12 protein-coding genes are annotated in these 12,633 nt (G+C 74.2%); 3 read left to right on the top strand and 9 right to left on the bottom strand.

Going from position 1 to position 12,633, the window contains the following annotated elements; all coding sequences use genetic code 11:
- Nucleotides 1-71 precede the first annotated feature (71 nt).
- The 3 genes from ACYX4T_RS13940 to ACYX4T_RS13930 all read right to left on the bottom strand — a co-directional run bounded on the left by ACYX4T_RS13940 (nucleotide 72) and on the right by ACYX4T_RS13930 (nucleotide 3,341).
- Nucleotides 72-1,067: a glycine betaine ABC transporter substrate-binding protein gene (locus ACYX4T_RS13940; protein WP_476015087.1), complete on the bottom strand. Its 996-nt coding sequence runs from the start codon at nucleotides 1,065-1,067 to the stop codon at nucleotides 72-74.
- A gap of 151 nt (nucleotides 1,068-1,218) precedes the next feature.
- Entirely contained in the window at nucleotides 1,219-2,412 is a 1,194-nt protein-coding gene (locus ACYX4T_RS13935; protein WP_476015086.1) for an ABC transporter permease, read from the bottom strand.
- The gene (locus ACYX4T_RS13930; RefSeq protein ID WP_476015085.1) at nucleotides 2,409-3,341 is read right to left on the bottom strand and encodes an ABC transporter ATP-binding protein; all 933 of its coding nucleotides are present in this window, start codon (nucleotides 3,339-3,341) and stop codon (nucleotides 2,409-2,411) included. Before ACYX4T_RS13930 ends, ACYX4T_RS13935 begins: the two co-directional genes overlap by 4 nt.
- A gap of 167 nt (nucleotides 3,342-3,508) precedes the next feature.
- Here ACYX4T_RS13930 and ACYX4T_RS13925 point away from each other — a divergent pair, with 167 nt between their 5' ends.
- Nucleotides 3,509-3,805, top strand: a complete 297-nt coding sequence (locus ACYX4T_RS13925) for a hypothetical protein (protein ID WP_476015084.1) — start codon at nucleotides 3,509-3,511, stop codon at nucleotides 3,803-3,805.
- Between the two features lie 3 nt (nucleotides 3,806-3,808).
- Here the strand turns inward: ACYX4T_RS13925 and ACYX4T_RS13920 are convergent, their stop codons facing one another.
- The 5 genes from ACYX4T_RS13920 to ACYX4T_RS13900 form a co-directional block, all read right to left on the bottom strand.
- The gene (locus ACYX4T_RS13920) at nucleotides 3,809-4,867 is read right to left on the bottom strand and encodes a gamma-glutamylcyclotransferase (RefSeq protein ID WP_476015083.1); all 1,059 of its coding nucleotides are present in this window, start codon (nucleotides 4,865-4,867) and stop codon (nucleotides 3,809-3,811) included.
- Between the two features lie 18 nt (nucleotides 4,868-4,885).
- Nucleotides 4,886-5,530, bottom strand: coding sequence for an MBL fold metallo-hydrolase (locus tag ACYX4T_RS13915; protein ID WP_476015082.1), 645 nt, complete (start codon nucleotides 5,528-5,530; stop codon nucleotides 4,886-4,888).
- Nucleotides 5,527-6,615: an S-(hydroxymethyl)mycothiol dehydrogenase gene (locus ACYX4T_RS13910; protein ID WP_476015081.1), complete on the bottom strand. Its 1,089-nt coding sequence runs from the start codon at nucleotides 6,613-6,615 to the stop codon at nucleotides 5,527-5,529. The genes ACYX4T_RS13915 and ACYX4T_RS13910 overlap by 4 nt, the downstream gene beginning before the upstream one ends.
- Nucleotides 6,616-6,938: 323 nt before the next feature.
- Nucleotides 6,939-8,117: an acetyl-CoA C-acetyltransferase gene (locus tag ACYX4T_RS13905; protein WP_476015080.1), complete on the bottom strand. Its 1,179-nt coding sequence runs from the start codon at nucleotides 8,115-8,117 to the stop codon at nucleotides 6,939-6,941.
- A 228-nt stretch (nucleotides 8,118-8,345) separates the two neighbouring features.
- On the bottom strand, nucleotides 8,346-9,584 hold the full coding sequence (locus tag ACYX4T_RS13900) for an alpha/beta fold hydrolase (RefSeq protein WP_476015079.1): 1,239 nt from the start codon (nucleotides 9,582-9,584) through the stop codon (nucleotides 8,346-8,348).
- A gap of 238 nt (nucleotides 9,585-9,822) precedes the next feature.
- Between ACYX4T_RS13900 and ACYX4T_RS13895 the strand changes: the two genes are divergently transcribed.
- Nucleotides 9,823-10,566, top strand: a complete 744-nt coding sequence (locus tag ACYX4T_RS13895) for a 3-oxoacyl-ACP reductase family protein (protein WP_476015078.1) — start codon at nucleotides 9,823-9,825, stop codon at nucleotides 10,564-10,566.
- A 19-nt stretch (nucleotides 10,567-10,585) separates the two neighbouring features.
- On the opposite strand, the gene ACYX4T_RS13890 is transcribed toward ACYX4T_RS13895, so the two are convergent.
- Nucleotides 10,586-11,542 carry an alpha/beta hydrolase gene (locus ACYX4T_RS13890; protein WP_476015077.1) on the bottom strand — a complete coding sequence of 319 codons (957 nt, stop codon included), beginning with the start codon at nucleotides 11,540-11,542 and terminating at the stop codon, nucleotides 10,586-10,588.
- Between the two features lie 331 nt (nucleotides 11,543-11,873).
- Between ACYX4T_RS13890 and ACYX4T_RS13885 the strand changes: the two genes are divergently transcribed.
- Nucleotides 11,874-12,629, top strand: coding sequence for a lytic murein transglycosylase (locus ACYX4T_RS13885; RefSeq protein ID WP_476015076.1), 756 nt, complete (start codon nucleotides 11,874-11,876; stop codon nucleotides 12,627-12,629).
- Nucleotides 12,630-12,633 lie beyond the last annotated feature (4 nt).

Below are 12,633 nucleotides of genomic sequence, written 5' to 3'. Positions count from 1 at the left end.
GGGCACCTCCGCTCGATCTATCCGAGCGAAGGTGCCCTTCGGTCAGGACCGGCCGGGGGTCACTGCGGGGATCACTGCTGGCCGATGAGCCCCTGCTGCGTGAGGAACTCGCGGGCGACCTGGTCGGCGTCGCGGCCCTGGGACGAGATCTGCCCGTTGAGGTCGAGCATGACGTCGTCGGTCAGGCGCGGCGCGATCTGGTTGAACACCTCGACGACCTGCGGGTTCCGGTCGACGACGTTCTTGCGGATCGTGTTCGACGCGTTGTACTTCGGGAAGAAGTTGCGGTCGTCGGCGAGCGACACGAGGTTCAGCGCGGGGATACGGCCGTCGGTGGTGAACACCTCGCCGAAGTAGCAGGGGTTCGCGTTGGCCGTGGCCTGGTAGATCGCGCCGGTGTCGAGCACGGTCAGGGCGGGCGGGGCGTCGTAGGGCCGGGTGACGCCGTAGGTCTTCAGCAGGTTCGGCAGGCCGTCGTTGCGGCTGGCGAACTCGGCCTCGACGCAGGTGGTGGCGCGCGGGTCGCCGCTGTTGATGAAGTTCGCCCAGTCCGAGGTGGTGCGCAGGTTGTTCTGGTCGGCGAAGGCACGGGTCGTGGCGATCGCGTAGGTGTTGTTGAACGGCGTGGGGTTCGTCCACACGATCTGGTTGCGAGCCAGGTCCTGGTCGCGGGTGGCGATGTACTGCTGCTGCGAGTCGGGGATCGGTGTGGTGTTGCCGAGGTTGGCGATCCACCCGGTGCCGGTGTACGACCAGCCCATGTCGATCTCGCCGGACAGCAGCGCCTGGCGGGCCGCGGCGGAGCCGGTGATGTTGCAGCGGTCGTTGACGGTCGCGCCGACCGACTGCAGCGAGGCGACACTCATCTTGCAGAGCAGCAGCTGCTCGTCGAACTCCTGCCCGCCGACCGTGTAGGTCTGGCCGGCGAGGTTGACGCCGCTGGCGGCGATGCTGCCGCCCTGGGCCTGGGGCTGACCGGAGCCGGAGAGGCCGCCGCAGCCGGCGAGGACGAACGCGAGCACGGCGATGGTCGCGCCGACCATCCGCCCCGTGGACCGTGTGAGCATCGCGAGATCGTTGCACCACCGGCGGGATAAGACGAGGGCTGGAACGATCTCGAACCGCGCCGCGTCGACGCGGGCCCGCCGCGACGGCGCGCGCCGGTGATCGACACCGGCACCGTCCTCCCCGTGCGGCGCGGCCCACGGTGGCCCGGGCTCAGCCCCGCGCCCGCCCCAGGGCCTCGCGCAGCGACACGCGCGCGCCGGTGCGCAGCACCGAGTTCGCGTAGATCCGCCCGCCGAGGGCCAGCACGAGGCCCGTGAACGCGATCGTCAGCGCGAACGCGAGGACGACCTGGCCCACCGGCGCGACGCCCAGCGCCACGCGGGCGGGCATGAACAGCGGGCTGAAGGGCGGCAGCAGCGAGAGCACGGTGATGCCGGTGCCGCGCGGGTCGGAGGTCAAGAGGTTGAAGCCGACGACGAACCCGAGGAGCACGGTGATCGTCACCGGCGAGAGCACGCTCTGCGTGTCCTCCTGCCGCGACACCAGCGACCCGGCCGCCGCGAACACCGTCGCGTAGAGCGCGAACCCGAGCAGGTACCAGACGACCACGGACGCCAGCGTCGTCACGAGCCCGGGGCCCACGGCGAGCACGCCCGCCGCCCCGGCGACGGCGAGCCCGGCCCCGCCGAGGATGACGAGTTGCAGCAGCCCCACCGCGCCGAGCCCGAGCACCTTGCCAAGAAGCAGCTGCCACGGCCGCACCGACGACAGCACGATCTCGACGACCCGGCTCGCCTTCTCCTCGACGACGCCCTGCGCGACCATCGCGCCGTAGGACTGGATGGAGAAGAACAGCAGGAACGCGCCCGCCAGCCCGAGACCGAGCCGCTGGCCGGCCTGCGGGTCGGGCGGCTCGGCGGCCACGATCACCGGCCCGGACTCGGCCAGCGCCGCGTCGAGCGCCCCCGGGTCCACCCCGCGGCCGGTGAGGAACGCGTCGCGGGCGACGACGGTGGTGGCGTCGTCCAGCACCCGTTCCAGGTCGGCCGGGGGCTCCGACTCGACGAACACCCGCGGCCGGGCGGGCTCGCCGCCGACGAGGGCGTCGAGGTCCCCGGCGCGGACCGCGGCCTCGCCCGCCGCGACGTCGGGCTGCGGGATGACGGTGAGCGTGACGCCCTCGGTGGGGGCCGCGCGCTGCAGCGGACCGGCGAGCGCGACCGCGGGGCCCGTGACGCCCACGCGCGCGGTGTCCTCGCCGGCCGTGATCGTCGCGAGCACGGCCGCGTACGCGCCGAGCAGCACGAGCACGGCGAGGGTCCCGACGACGAAGGCCCGCCCCCGGACCCGCGAGGCGAACTCCCGGCGGGCGATGAGACCGACCGGGCGCAGGCGCGGGTTCACGCGGCGGCGCCGGGCTGCGGGTGGAGGTCCGGGACGTGGTCGGCGACGGCGTCGCGGTAGATCTCGGCGAGCGTCGGGCGGCGGCGCCGGAACTCGTGCACCGGGCCGGTGCGCCGGGCCGCGTCGAGCACCGTGCCGAGGGTGGTGTCCGAGGCGTCGGCGAGCGTGAGCACGGTGCCCTCCTCGGTGACCCGGACCGCGGCCACGCCGGGCAGCACGTCGGCCCAGCCGGTCGCCGCCTGCGGGGCGTCGACGACGACCTCGCTCGCCGACGCCGCGCGCAGCTCCGCGACCGTGCCCTCCGCGACGAGGCGCCCGCCGCGCACGATCCCGACCCGGTCGCAGAGCCGCTCGACGAGCTCGAGCTGGTGCGACGAGAAGACCACCGGCGCGCCCGCGTCGCGGCGCTCGCGCAGGACCTCGCTCATGACGTCGACAGCCATCGGGTCGAGGCCGGAGAAGGGTTCGTCGAGCACGAGGACGTCGGGGTCGGCGACGAGCGCGGCCGCGAGCTGGACGCGCTGCTGGTTGCCCAGGCTCAGGCGCTGGACCTCGTCGGCGCGGCGCTCGGCGATCCCGAGGCGGTCGGTCCAACGGTCCGTCGCGGCGCGCGCCTCGGCGGCCGAGCGACCGCGCAGCTCGGCCAGGTAGCGCAACTGGGTGCCGACGGCCATGCGCGGGTAGAGGCCGCGCTCCTCGGGCATGTAGCCGATCCGCCGCCGGGAGCGGGCGTCGAGGGGGCGGCCGTCCAGCCGCACCTCCCCGGCGTCGGCGGCGAGCACCCCGAGCGCGATGCGCATGGTCGTCGTCTTGCCCGCACCGTTGGCGCCGACGAAGCCGTACAGCTCCCCGGGCCGCACCGTGAAGGTCATGCCGTCGAGCGCCACCGTGGCCCCGAACCGCTTGGAGATCCCGTCGATCTCGAGCATCGCTCCCCACCTCCGAGCCGGCGGACAGGATGTCGGAGTCCCTCGATCGCGTCCACCGGAGGACATCCCGCCGACCGGGACCGCATCGTGACCCCGTTCGTCGCAACGAGCGCTGGCGGTCGCCACGGCCTCCGGTGGAGGCTGGAGATCCGGGGAGAGGGGCGGGCGTGCGCATCGCGGTGGTGACGACGGTGACCGTGATCCTGCTCCTGGGCGCCGTGCCGCTGGCCGTGCCCGGGGTGCCGCGACTGCACGGTGTGCCGCCGCTCGTGGCCCTCGGCGTGCTCGTCCTGGCCGGCGTCGCGCTCCTCGCGGGGCTCGCGCTCCTCGCGCTCGGGCGGCACGCCCGGCAGCGCGACGGGGCCGCCGCGGACGCGGCCGCGCGGCCCGGCCCGGAGCCCGCGCCGGCCCCGGCGACCGCTCCGGCGGCTCCCGGCTGGGTCACCGTCCGGACGCGCTGGTAGCGCTCAGACCGCCGGCCAGGCGTCGGTCAGCGGCGCGCCGGACACCGGGCCGGGCCAGGTCCACACCCACACCGTCCGGCGGCCCTCGGCGGTGTGCGCGACGGCGCGCTGGCGGCGGTAGTCGGGCCCCTCGTAGGCGTCGAGGGCGGGCAGTGCGGCCGGGGGGTCGGCGAGCGTCAGCACCGCCCCGCGCGCCCGGCCCGGTCCGCCGCGGACCAGGGCGGGGTAGCCGCGCCCGGTGTCGTGCACCCGGCCCGGCAGCCACGCCCCGACGGGCTCGCCGGTCACGTGCGGCGCCATCAGCCGCCATGCGCGCCGGCCGGGCAGGAGCGTGCCGTAGACGAACACGCGGTCGGGCCACGAGGACGGGTCGGGGGCGCCGTGCTCGACGGTGACGGCGTCCGGGACGGGCGGGGCGGGCTCGCCGACGAGGTCCCGCGCCGCGGCCTGGTCGACGTCGACGACCGGCACCGGGGCCCCGCCGACCAGGAGCGGCGCCCGGACCGGGGCCCCCGCCCAGTACGTCCACACGCCGTCGAGGCGGGCGCCGTCCTCGGTCTCGACGAGCCCGGTCCGAAGCCGCACCAGGTCGTAGCGCTCGCCGCGTCCCTCGCAGCGGTCGAGGACGGCGACCTGGTCCGGCGTCGCCATCCACACCGCGTGGGCCTCGACCGCCCCCGGGGCGACCGCGAGCGTCGCGGGCCGCGCCCCGTCCCGTGCCCGCAGCCCCGCCGCCCACACGGCGGCGAGGCCCTCGACCCGCGCCCGCAGGACCACCGCCGGCCCCGCGAGGCCCAGGTGCTCGCGCAGCCACGTCAGCTTGCCCGGGCTGCGGTTGGACCCGAACGCGAGCACCGGGACCCGCGCGGCCATCGGCGCGGCCCCGCGGTCGGCGAGCCAGCGGTCGAGGTCGTCGCCGTCCGTGCCGTCCACGGTCCAGCCGGCGGCGGCGCGGTCGGACGGGGCGAGCCGGTGGCTCGCCCCGTCCAGGTGCACGAACGAGAAACCCGGCGCGACCCCGGGGTAGGGGTCGGTCGGGAACTCCCTATCGGCGTGCTGCATCTCCCACGGAGCTGGGCCTCAGTAGCCCCGCTCGCGGTACTCCTCGAGGCGCGCGGCCTCGTCCCCGACCTTCGTCGTGTCGCCGTGACCGGTGCGCACGATGGTGTCGCCGGGCAGCGAGAAGACCTTGTCGGCCAGCTGCTCGATGAGCACGTTGAAGTCCGAGTAGGACGGTCCGGTCGCGCCCGGTCCGCCGTTGAACAGCGTGTCCCCGGAGAACAGCGTGCCGAGGTCGGGCGCGTAGAACACCGTCGACCCGGGGGAGTGCCCCGGGGTGTGGATCGCCCGCAGGTCGATCCCGCCGATGGTGAACGTCTCGCCGTCGTGGATCTCGCCGTCGGGCTCGCGGTCCGGGTAGGTGAGGTTCCAGACCACCCGGTCCTCCGGGTTGAGCAGGATCGGCGCGTCGAACGCCTCCGCGATCGCCGGCGCGGCGTTGACGTGGTCGTTGTGCGAGTGCGTGCACAGGATGGCCACGACGTTGCGGTCGCCGATCGCGGACTTGATCGCCTCCGCGTCGTGCGGGGCGTCGAGGAGGACGACCTCGGACGAGTCGCCGACGATCCAGACGTTGTTGTCGACGTCGAACGACTTGCCGTCGATCTGGAACTGGCCGGACGTCGTGAGGTGCTCGACGCCCTCGCCGACCTTCTCGGCGGTCACAGGATCACCACCGAACGCAGCACGTCACCGTGGTGCATCTTCTCGAAGGACTGCTCGACGTCGTCGAGGGAGATCCGCTCGGTGACGAACTTGTCGAGCGGGAACCGGCCCTGCAGGGCGAGGTCGACCAGCATGGGGAAGTCGCGGCTGGGCAGGCAGTCGCCGTACCAGGACGCCCGCAGCGACCCGCCGTGGGAGAAGAACGGCTGGAAGTCGGCCTCGAGCTTCATGTCCGGCGACGGCACGCCGACGAGCACCAGGCGGCCGGCGAGGTCGCGGGCCTCGAACGCCTGCTTCCACGTGGCCGGGATGCCGACGGCGTCGACCACGACGTCGGCACCGAAGCCGCCGGTGAGGTCGCGGATGCCCTGCACCGGGTCGGTGTTCTTCGCGTTGATGGTGTGGGTGGCGCCGAAGCCCTTGGCCCACTCCAGCTTCCGGTCCTCGGTGTCGACGGCGATGATCGTCGTCGCCCCGGCGAGCGCCGCGCCCGCGATGGCCGCGTCGCCCACGCCGCCGCAGCCGATGACGGCGACGGTCTCGCCGCGCTCGACCGCACCGGTGTTGATGGCCGCACCCGCGCCGGCCATGATCCCGCAGCCGATCAGCCCGGCCTGGGCCGGATCGATGTCGGGGTTGACCTTCGTGCACTGCCCGGAGTGCACCAGCGTCTTCTCCGCGAACGCGCCGATGCCCAGGGCCGGCTTGAGCTCCTCGCCCGTGTCCTTGAGCGTCATCGCCTGGGCGGCGTTGTGGGTGTCGAAGCACAGGTGGTGCTTGCCCTTGCGGCACGCGCGACAGACCCCGCACACGGCACGCCAGTTGAGGATGACGTAGTCGCCGACCTCGAGACCGGTGACGCCGTCACCGAGCGCCTCGACCACGCCCGCGGCCTCGTGGCCGAGCAGGAACGGGTAGGCGTCCTCGATGTTGCCCTCGCGGTAGTGCAGGTCGGTGTGGCAGACCCCGCAGGCCTGGACCTTCACCACGGCCTCACCCGGCCCCGGGTCGGGGATGACGATCGTCTCGACCGTCACCGGCTTGCCCTTCTCCCGGGACACGACGCCCCGGACCTCCTGCGGCATGTGCTGGCCTCCGTCTTCTCAGGGTGTGCTCCCGGTCACCTGTGCCCGGGCACCCACCTTGGCATGCGCACCCGACCATGGTCACCGCCGTGAGCATGATCGATCCGTCGCCCCGGTCGATCGGGCGGGACCGCGCCCGGCTCCTCCCACCGGGCGCGGTCCCGCACCCGGTTCGACGCAGCAGCGGGTGCCGCGGTTCCGTGGAGACCGCGGAAACGACGGCGCGGCGGCCACCTCGGGCGAGGTGACCGCCGCGCCGGGCGTGATCGGAGTGGAACTACGGACACTGGACGTCAGCGGAGCCACTCCGCTGACACCGGGGGTCAGGCGTGGAAGATCAGCGCCGAGCCCTGGCCGCCGCCGCCGCAGAGGCTGGCGACCGCGTAGCCGCCGCCGCGGCGGCGCAGCTCGTGGGCGCAGTGCACCGCGAGCCGGTTGCCGGTGGCGCCGATGGGGTGGCCCAGGGCGATGGCGCCGCCGTCGGTGTTGACCTGGTCGGAGCTCAGGCCGAGCTCGCGGGCCGACTGGATCGCGACGGCCGCGAACGCCTCGTTGATCTCCCACAGCCCGACGTCGGAGGGGTCGATGCCCTCGCGGCGCAGCGCCTTGAACGCGGCGTTCGACGGCTGCGAGAGCAGCGAGTTGTCCGGGCCGGCGACCCAGCCGTGGTTGCGGATCTCGCAGAGCGGCTCGATGCCCAGCTCCTGGGCCTTCTTCGCCGACATGACCACCGTGGCCGACGCGCCGTCGGAGACCTGCGAGCTGCTGCCCGCGGTGATCGCGCCCTCCTTGGCGAACGCCGGCTTGAGCTTGCCGAGGCCCTCCGCGGAGGTGTCGCCGCGGACGCCCTCGTCCTCGGTGACGCTGATCGGGTCGCCCTTGCGCTGCGGCACCGCGACGGCGGTGATCTCGGCTTCGAAGCGGCCGTTCTTGGCGGCGTCGGCGGCGCGCTGGTGCGACGCGGCCGAGACCTCGTCCATCTCCTGGCGCGACAGGCCGATCGAGGACGCGAAGCGCTCGGTGGACGCGCCCATCGACTCGTGGTCGTAGACGTCGGTGAGACCGTCGTGGTCGGTGGCGTCGATGAGCGTGCCCGGGCCGTACTTGTAGCCCTGGCGGGCCTTGGGCAGCATGTGCGGCCCGGCGGTCATCGACTCCATGCCGCCGGCGACGACGATGTCGTACTCGCCGGCCTGGATCATCTGGTCGGCCAGCGCGACGGCGTCGAGGCCGGACAGGCAGACCTTGTTCAGCGTGAACGAGGGCGTCGACATCGGGATGCCGGCGTCGGTCGACGCCTTGCGGGCGGGGTTCTGGCCGTTGCCGGCCTGGACCACCTGGCCCATGACCACGTACTCGACCTGCTCGCCGCTGATCCCGGCGGCGTCGAGGGCGGCCTTGATCGCCGTGGTGCCCAGGTCCCCCGCGGTCATGCTCGCGAAGGCGCCGGAGAGCTTGCCGATGGGAGTGCGCTTGCCGGAGACGATGACGGAGCCGGGCATGCGGTGGACCCTCCTGGTCGATGGGTGGCGCGGCGGTGCGCCGGGGACGACCGACCACCCCGGCCGGTCCGTGGGTGGTCACGGTGTGCGCGGTGCCCTCGTGGAGGCGAGGGCCGGACGTCTGAACGTACCCGCGGGCCGGGGTCGAGACCCAGGCCCGCGGGCGACGATCAGCGGACGATCCGCGGAATCGGTCCAGGTCGATCGGCGTCGGTCGGCGCCGGTCGGCTACGGGCGCGAGTGCTCCGCCACGGCGGCCAGGAGCGGCGGCCACTCGTGGCGCAGCGCCTGGTTGCCCATGAACAGCCCGAGGTGCCCGCCGGGCGCGGTGCGGGTGGTGACCTGGTCGGCCGGCGTGGACACGTGGTCCGCGGCGGCGAAGACCTGGACCGGCGGGGTGATGTGGTCGGTCGCGCCGCCGAGGAGGAACAGCGGGCAGGAGATGCGCCGCATGTCCACGCGCTCGCCGCCGACCACCAGGTCGCCGTGGATCAGCTCGTTGCCCGCGAACAGGTGCTCGACCAGCCACAGGTAGAACGTGCCGGGCACGTCCTGCGTGTGCTTGAACCAGTCCTCGAACGCCTCGTAGCGGCCGATGGCCACCGGGTCGTCGAGGTTGCGCAGGAGGTCGACGTGCTTGGCGATCTCCGCGTCGGGGCGGATGGCGATGAAGCCGCCCAGCACGAACGAGCCCGGCATGTTGCCGCCGCCCGCCGCGACCATCGCCCGGTACGGGAGCTGGCCGAAGCGCTGGGTGAACACCCGCGACGACGCCCCGATCGGGGTCTCGCCGGCGTGGAAGTCGATGGGCGCGCCGGCGAGGGTCAGCGTGTTGACCTTCTCCGGGTGGATCGCGGCGTAGATCGTCGCGAGCCACCCGCCCTGGCAGTCGCCGATGAGGTTGACCCGGCCGCCCGCGTGCTCGACGGCCCGGTCGACGACGGCGATGTAGTCCTCGATGGTCGTGCCCGACGTCGCGCGCGTCGCCCCGACCCAGTCCAGGGTGAACGCCCTCGTCAGCCCGGCTTCGCGGATGACCATCATCTGCGACTGGCGCGGCTGGAAGTCGACGATGCACGAGTCGTGCCCGGCCTGTGGCGGCAGGACGAGGGCGGGGACGACGTCGTCCGTGGAGCCTTGCGAGAAGTCGCGCAGGCGCGCGATCGGGGTCTCGAAGACGATCTCGTGCTCGTTGTGCCACTGGGGCCGGCGCCGGGTGAGCACGTGGCGCCACCACCGCTGCGCGTCCCGGGTGTTGCGGCCGGGGGTGAGCGACTGGCGCAGCGCCCGGCGGGCCACGTAGCCCGCGCCCTTGGTCATCTCCGCGACGCCGCGTACGGCCGCCGTCGCGTGGTAGCCGCGCAGGTAGGCCGCGGGATCGGGTGAGGGGGCCTCGGTCTGCACCGCCGTGGGGTCGGCGTCCAGCACGTCGCTGGTGTTCTCGAGGTCGTCGGCGAGGGCCGTCATGGCGCACCTCCTCGCGCTCACACGCGGTGAGCGCTCGATCGCACCCGGCTCTGGGTGCTGCACGGAACGTACGGATGCTTGGGATGTTTCGCAACGAGCGTCTACCGTCGGGTAGGGCCGACCGGGGCTTCCCGTCGCCCGATCCGCCGGTTTCGATGGGCACCGGATCGTGTGGTCCGGCCCACCACATGGGTACAAGGACCGCCGACAGCGCTGTCCACGGAGCAGGGGAGCACGCATGGGAGACATGACCGGACAGGTGGCCATCGTGACCGGCGGCGCCCGGGGCATCGGGCGCGCGATCAGCGAGCGGATGGCTCGACGCGGCATGAAGGTCGGCGTCGGCTACTCGTCGAACCCGGACTCGGCCGAGGAACTCAAGGCCGAGTTCCCGGACCAGATCACGATCCACCAGGGCAACATCGGCAACCGCGCCGACTGCGAGCGCGTCTTCGACGAGGTGCTCCAGGCCCACGGCCGGGTGGACGTCCTGGTCAACAACGCCGGCATCACCGCGGACAAGATGGTGGCGAAGATGGAGGTCGACGACTGGGACCGCGTGGTCCAGGTCAACCTCTCCGGCACCTTCTACATGTCGCAGCTCGCGTACCTGCACATGGCCGAGCGGGGCATGGGCCGCATCGTCAACATCAGCTCGGTCATCGGCGAGAAGGGCAACGCCGGGCAGGTCAACTACGCGGCGACCAAGTCCGGGCTCTTCGGCATGACGATGTCGATGGCCCAGGAGGGCTCGCGCAAGGGCGTCACCGTCAACTGCGTGGCGCCGGGCTACGTCGAGACCGACATGGTCGCCGCCGTGCCCGAGCAGGCCCTGGAGAAGATCGTGTCGGGGATCCCGCTCAAGCGCCTCGGCCAGCCGGACGAGATCGCCCGCGTCGTCGAGTTCCTGGCCGACCCCGAGTCGGGGTACATCACGGGCCAGGTCTACTCGGTCAACGGCGGTCTGCACATGGACGCCTGACCAGGCCCTGCACCAGGCCCTACACCAGGCGCGCGGTCAGCTCGTCGCAGACGTCGTCGAGCGCCGCCGCCGCGGCCCGACAGACGCCGGGGAACGACAGGAAGCCGTGCACGGCACGGGCGTGGTCGGTGTGCCGGACGGGCACGCCGGCCGCGCCCAGCCGGGCGGCGTAGTCGACGCCGTCGTCGTGCAGCGGGTCGACCCCGGCCGTGACCACCAGCGCCGGGGGCAGGTCGGACACGTCCGGCGCGAGCAGCGGGGAGCACAGCGGGTCGCCCGGGTCGGCGGGGTCGGCCGGCCCGCCCAGGTAGTGGCGGCGGAACACCTCCATGTCCGCGCGCGTCAGGACGGGGCCGGCGGCGAAGCGGTCCACCGACGGGCGCGAGAACGTCAGGTCGAGCACGGGGTAGAGCAGGACCTGGGCGTCGATCGCCGGCCCGGCCTCGCGGGCGAGCAGGCAGACGACCGCGGCGAGGTTGCCGCCGGCGCTGTCGCCCATGACGGCCAGGCGGTCGGTGCGGGCGCCCAGCGACGCCGCCTCGCGCGCCACCCAGGACACCGCCGCGTACCCGTCCTCGCGGCCCGCCGGGTAGGGGTGCTCGGGAGCGAGGCGGTAGTCGACCGACACCACCAGCGCGCCGACCCGCGAGGCGACGTGCGCGCACAGCCAGTCCGACTGGTCGAGGTTGCCCAGCGTTCCGCCGCCGCCGTGGAAGTTGACGACGACGGGCAGCGCGCGCGCCGTGTGCGGGCGGTAGAGGCGCACCGGGAGCGGGCCGACGGCGGTGTCGGCGACACGGTCGGTGACGAACACGCCCCGCGGCATCGGGCCGAAGACCCGCGAGGTGACGAGGTTGTGGGACAGGCGTCGCGTGCGGGCGCGCGTGATCTCCTCGGGGCCCATGCGGCTCACGGCGACCGCCCCCGACACGTCGGCGAACCACGTGAACACGCGCAGCCGGACGTCGATGTCCATGGCGCCCCCTCCGGCGACGCTGCTGGGAAGCTGGCGACCCCGCCGCCGGGCGGTGACCACGGCGGTGATCTTGGCGGTGGGAGGGCGACAGCGTGCCCGATCGGCCCGGTGACGCGCGCCCCCGAACGGCCCATCGATCGGGGGGCTGTCGGTGACCGGTTCCTGGTCCACGGGGACGAGCGGGTGAGACGCGTGTCGCAGCGACGACACTCCGCGTCGCTCCGGCGGGCGGTTGCTCCGGACGTCGGAGCGCGGGGCGGGAGGGCGCGGACGGGCAGGCACGGGCGGACGCCCACCGGGCCGCCACGCCGCGGCCCGTAGCGTCGGGCGGGTGACCACGCCGCCGAGGAGCGACCGGGACGACCGCCCCGACGCCCGGCAGCTCGAGAACCTCGTCGCCGCGGCCGTCGTGCTCCTCCTGCTGATCGGGGCGGCGGTCGCGGGCGTGGTGGCGGTGACGCGCCGCGGGCCGGACGCCGCCCCCGCCTACGCGCAGCCGGCCGCTGCGCCGGCGCCCGCGGACGCCGCGGCGCGGGCGAGCTGGGCCGCCGACGTGGCCGCCCGCAGCGGCGTGCCCGACCGGGCGCTCGTCGCCTACGCCGGCGCGGAGGCCGCCGCGCGCGACGAGCTCGCCGACTGCGGGCTGTCGTGGGTCACCCTCGCCGGGCTCGGGCGGGTGGAGTCGAACCACGGCCGGTTCGGCGACACGGCGCTCGACGAGGGCGGCCGCCCGCTCGCGGCGATCCGGGGCCCCGAGCTCGACGGCACGAACGGCAACCGCACCATCCGCGACACCGACGGCGGGCGCCTCGACGGCGACACCACCTACGACCGCGCGGTCGGCCCGCTCCAGTTCATCCCGACGACCTGGGCGCTCTACGGCGCCGACGGGGACGGCGACGGGGTGCGCGACCCCGACGACCTCGACGACGCCGCCCTGGCCGCCGCCCGCTACCTCTGCGCCGACGACCGCGACCTGCGCCGCGGCGACGACTGGCGGGCGGCGGTCCTGGCCTACAACCGCTCGCAGGCCTACGTCGACCGCGTGCGGCGCGAGGCCGTCGGCGCCGCGAGCGCCACGTCCTGACCCG

The sequence above is a fragment of the Actinomycetospora sp. ABD4_176 genome (genome assembly GCF_056311855.1).
This window is presented reverse-complemented; position numbering and strand designations above follow the sequence as displayed.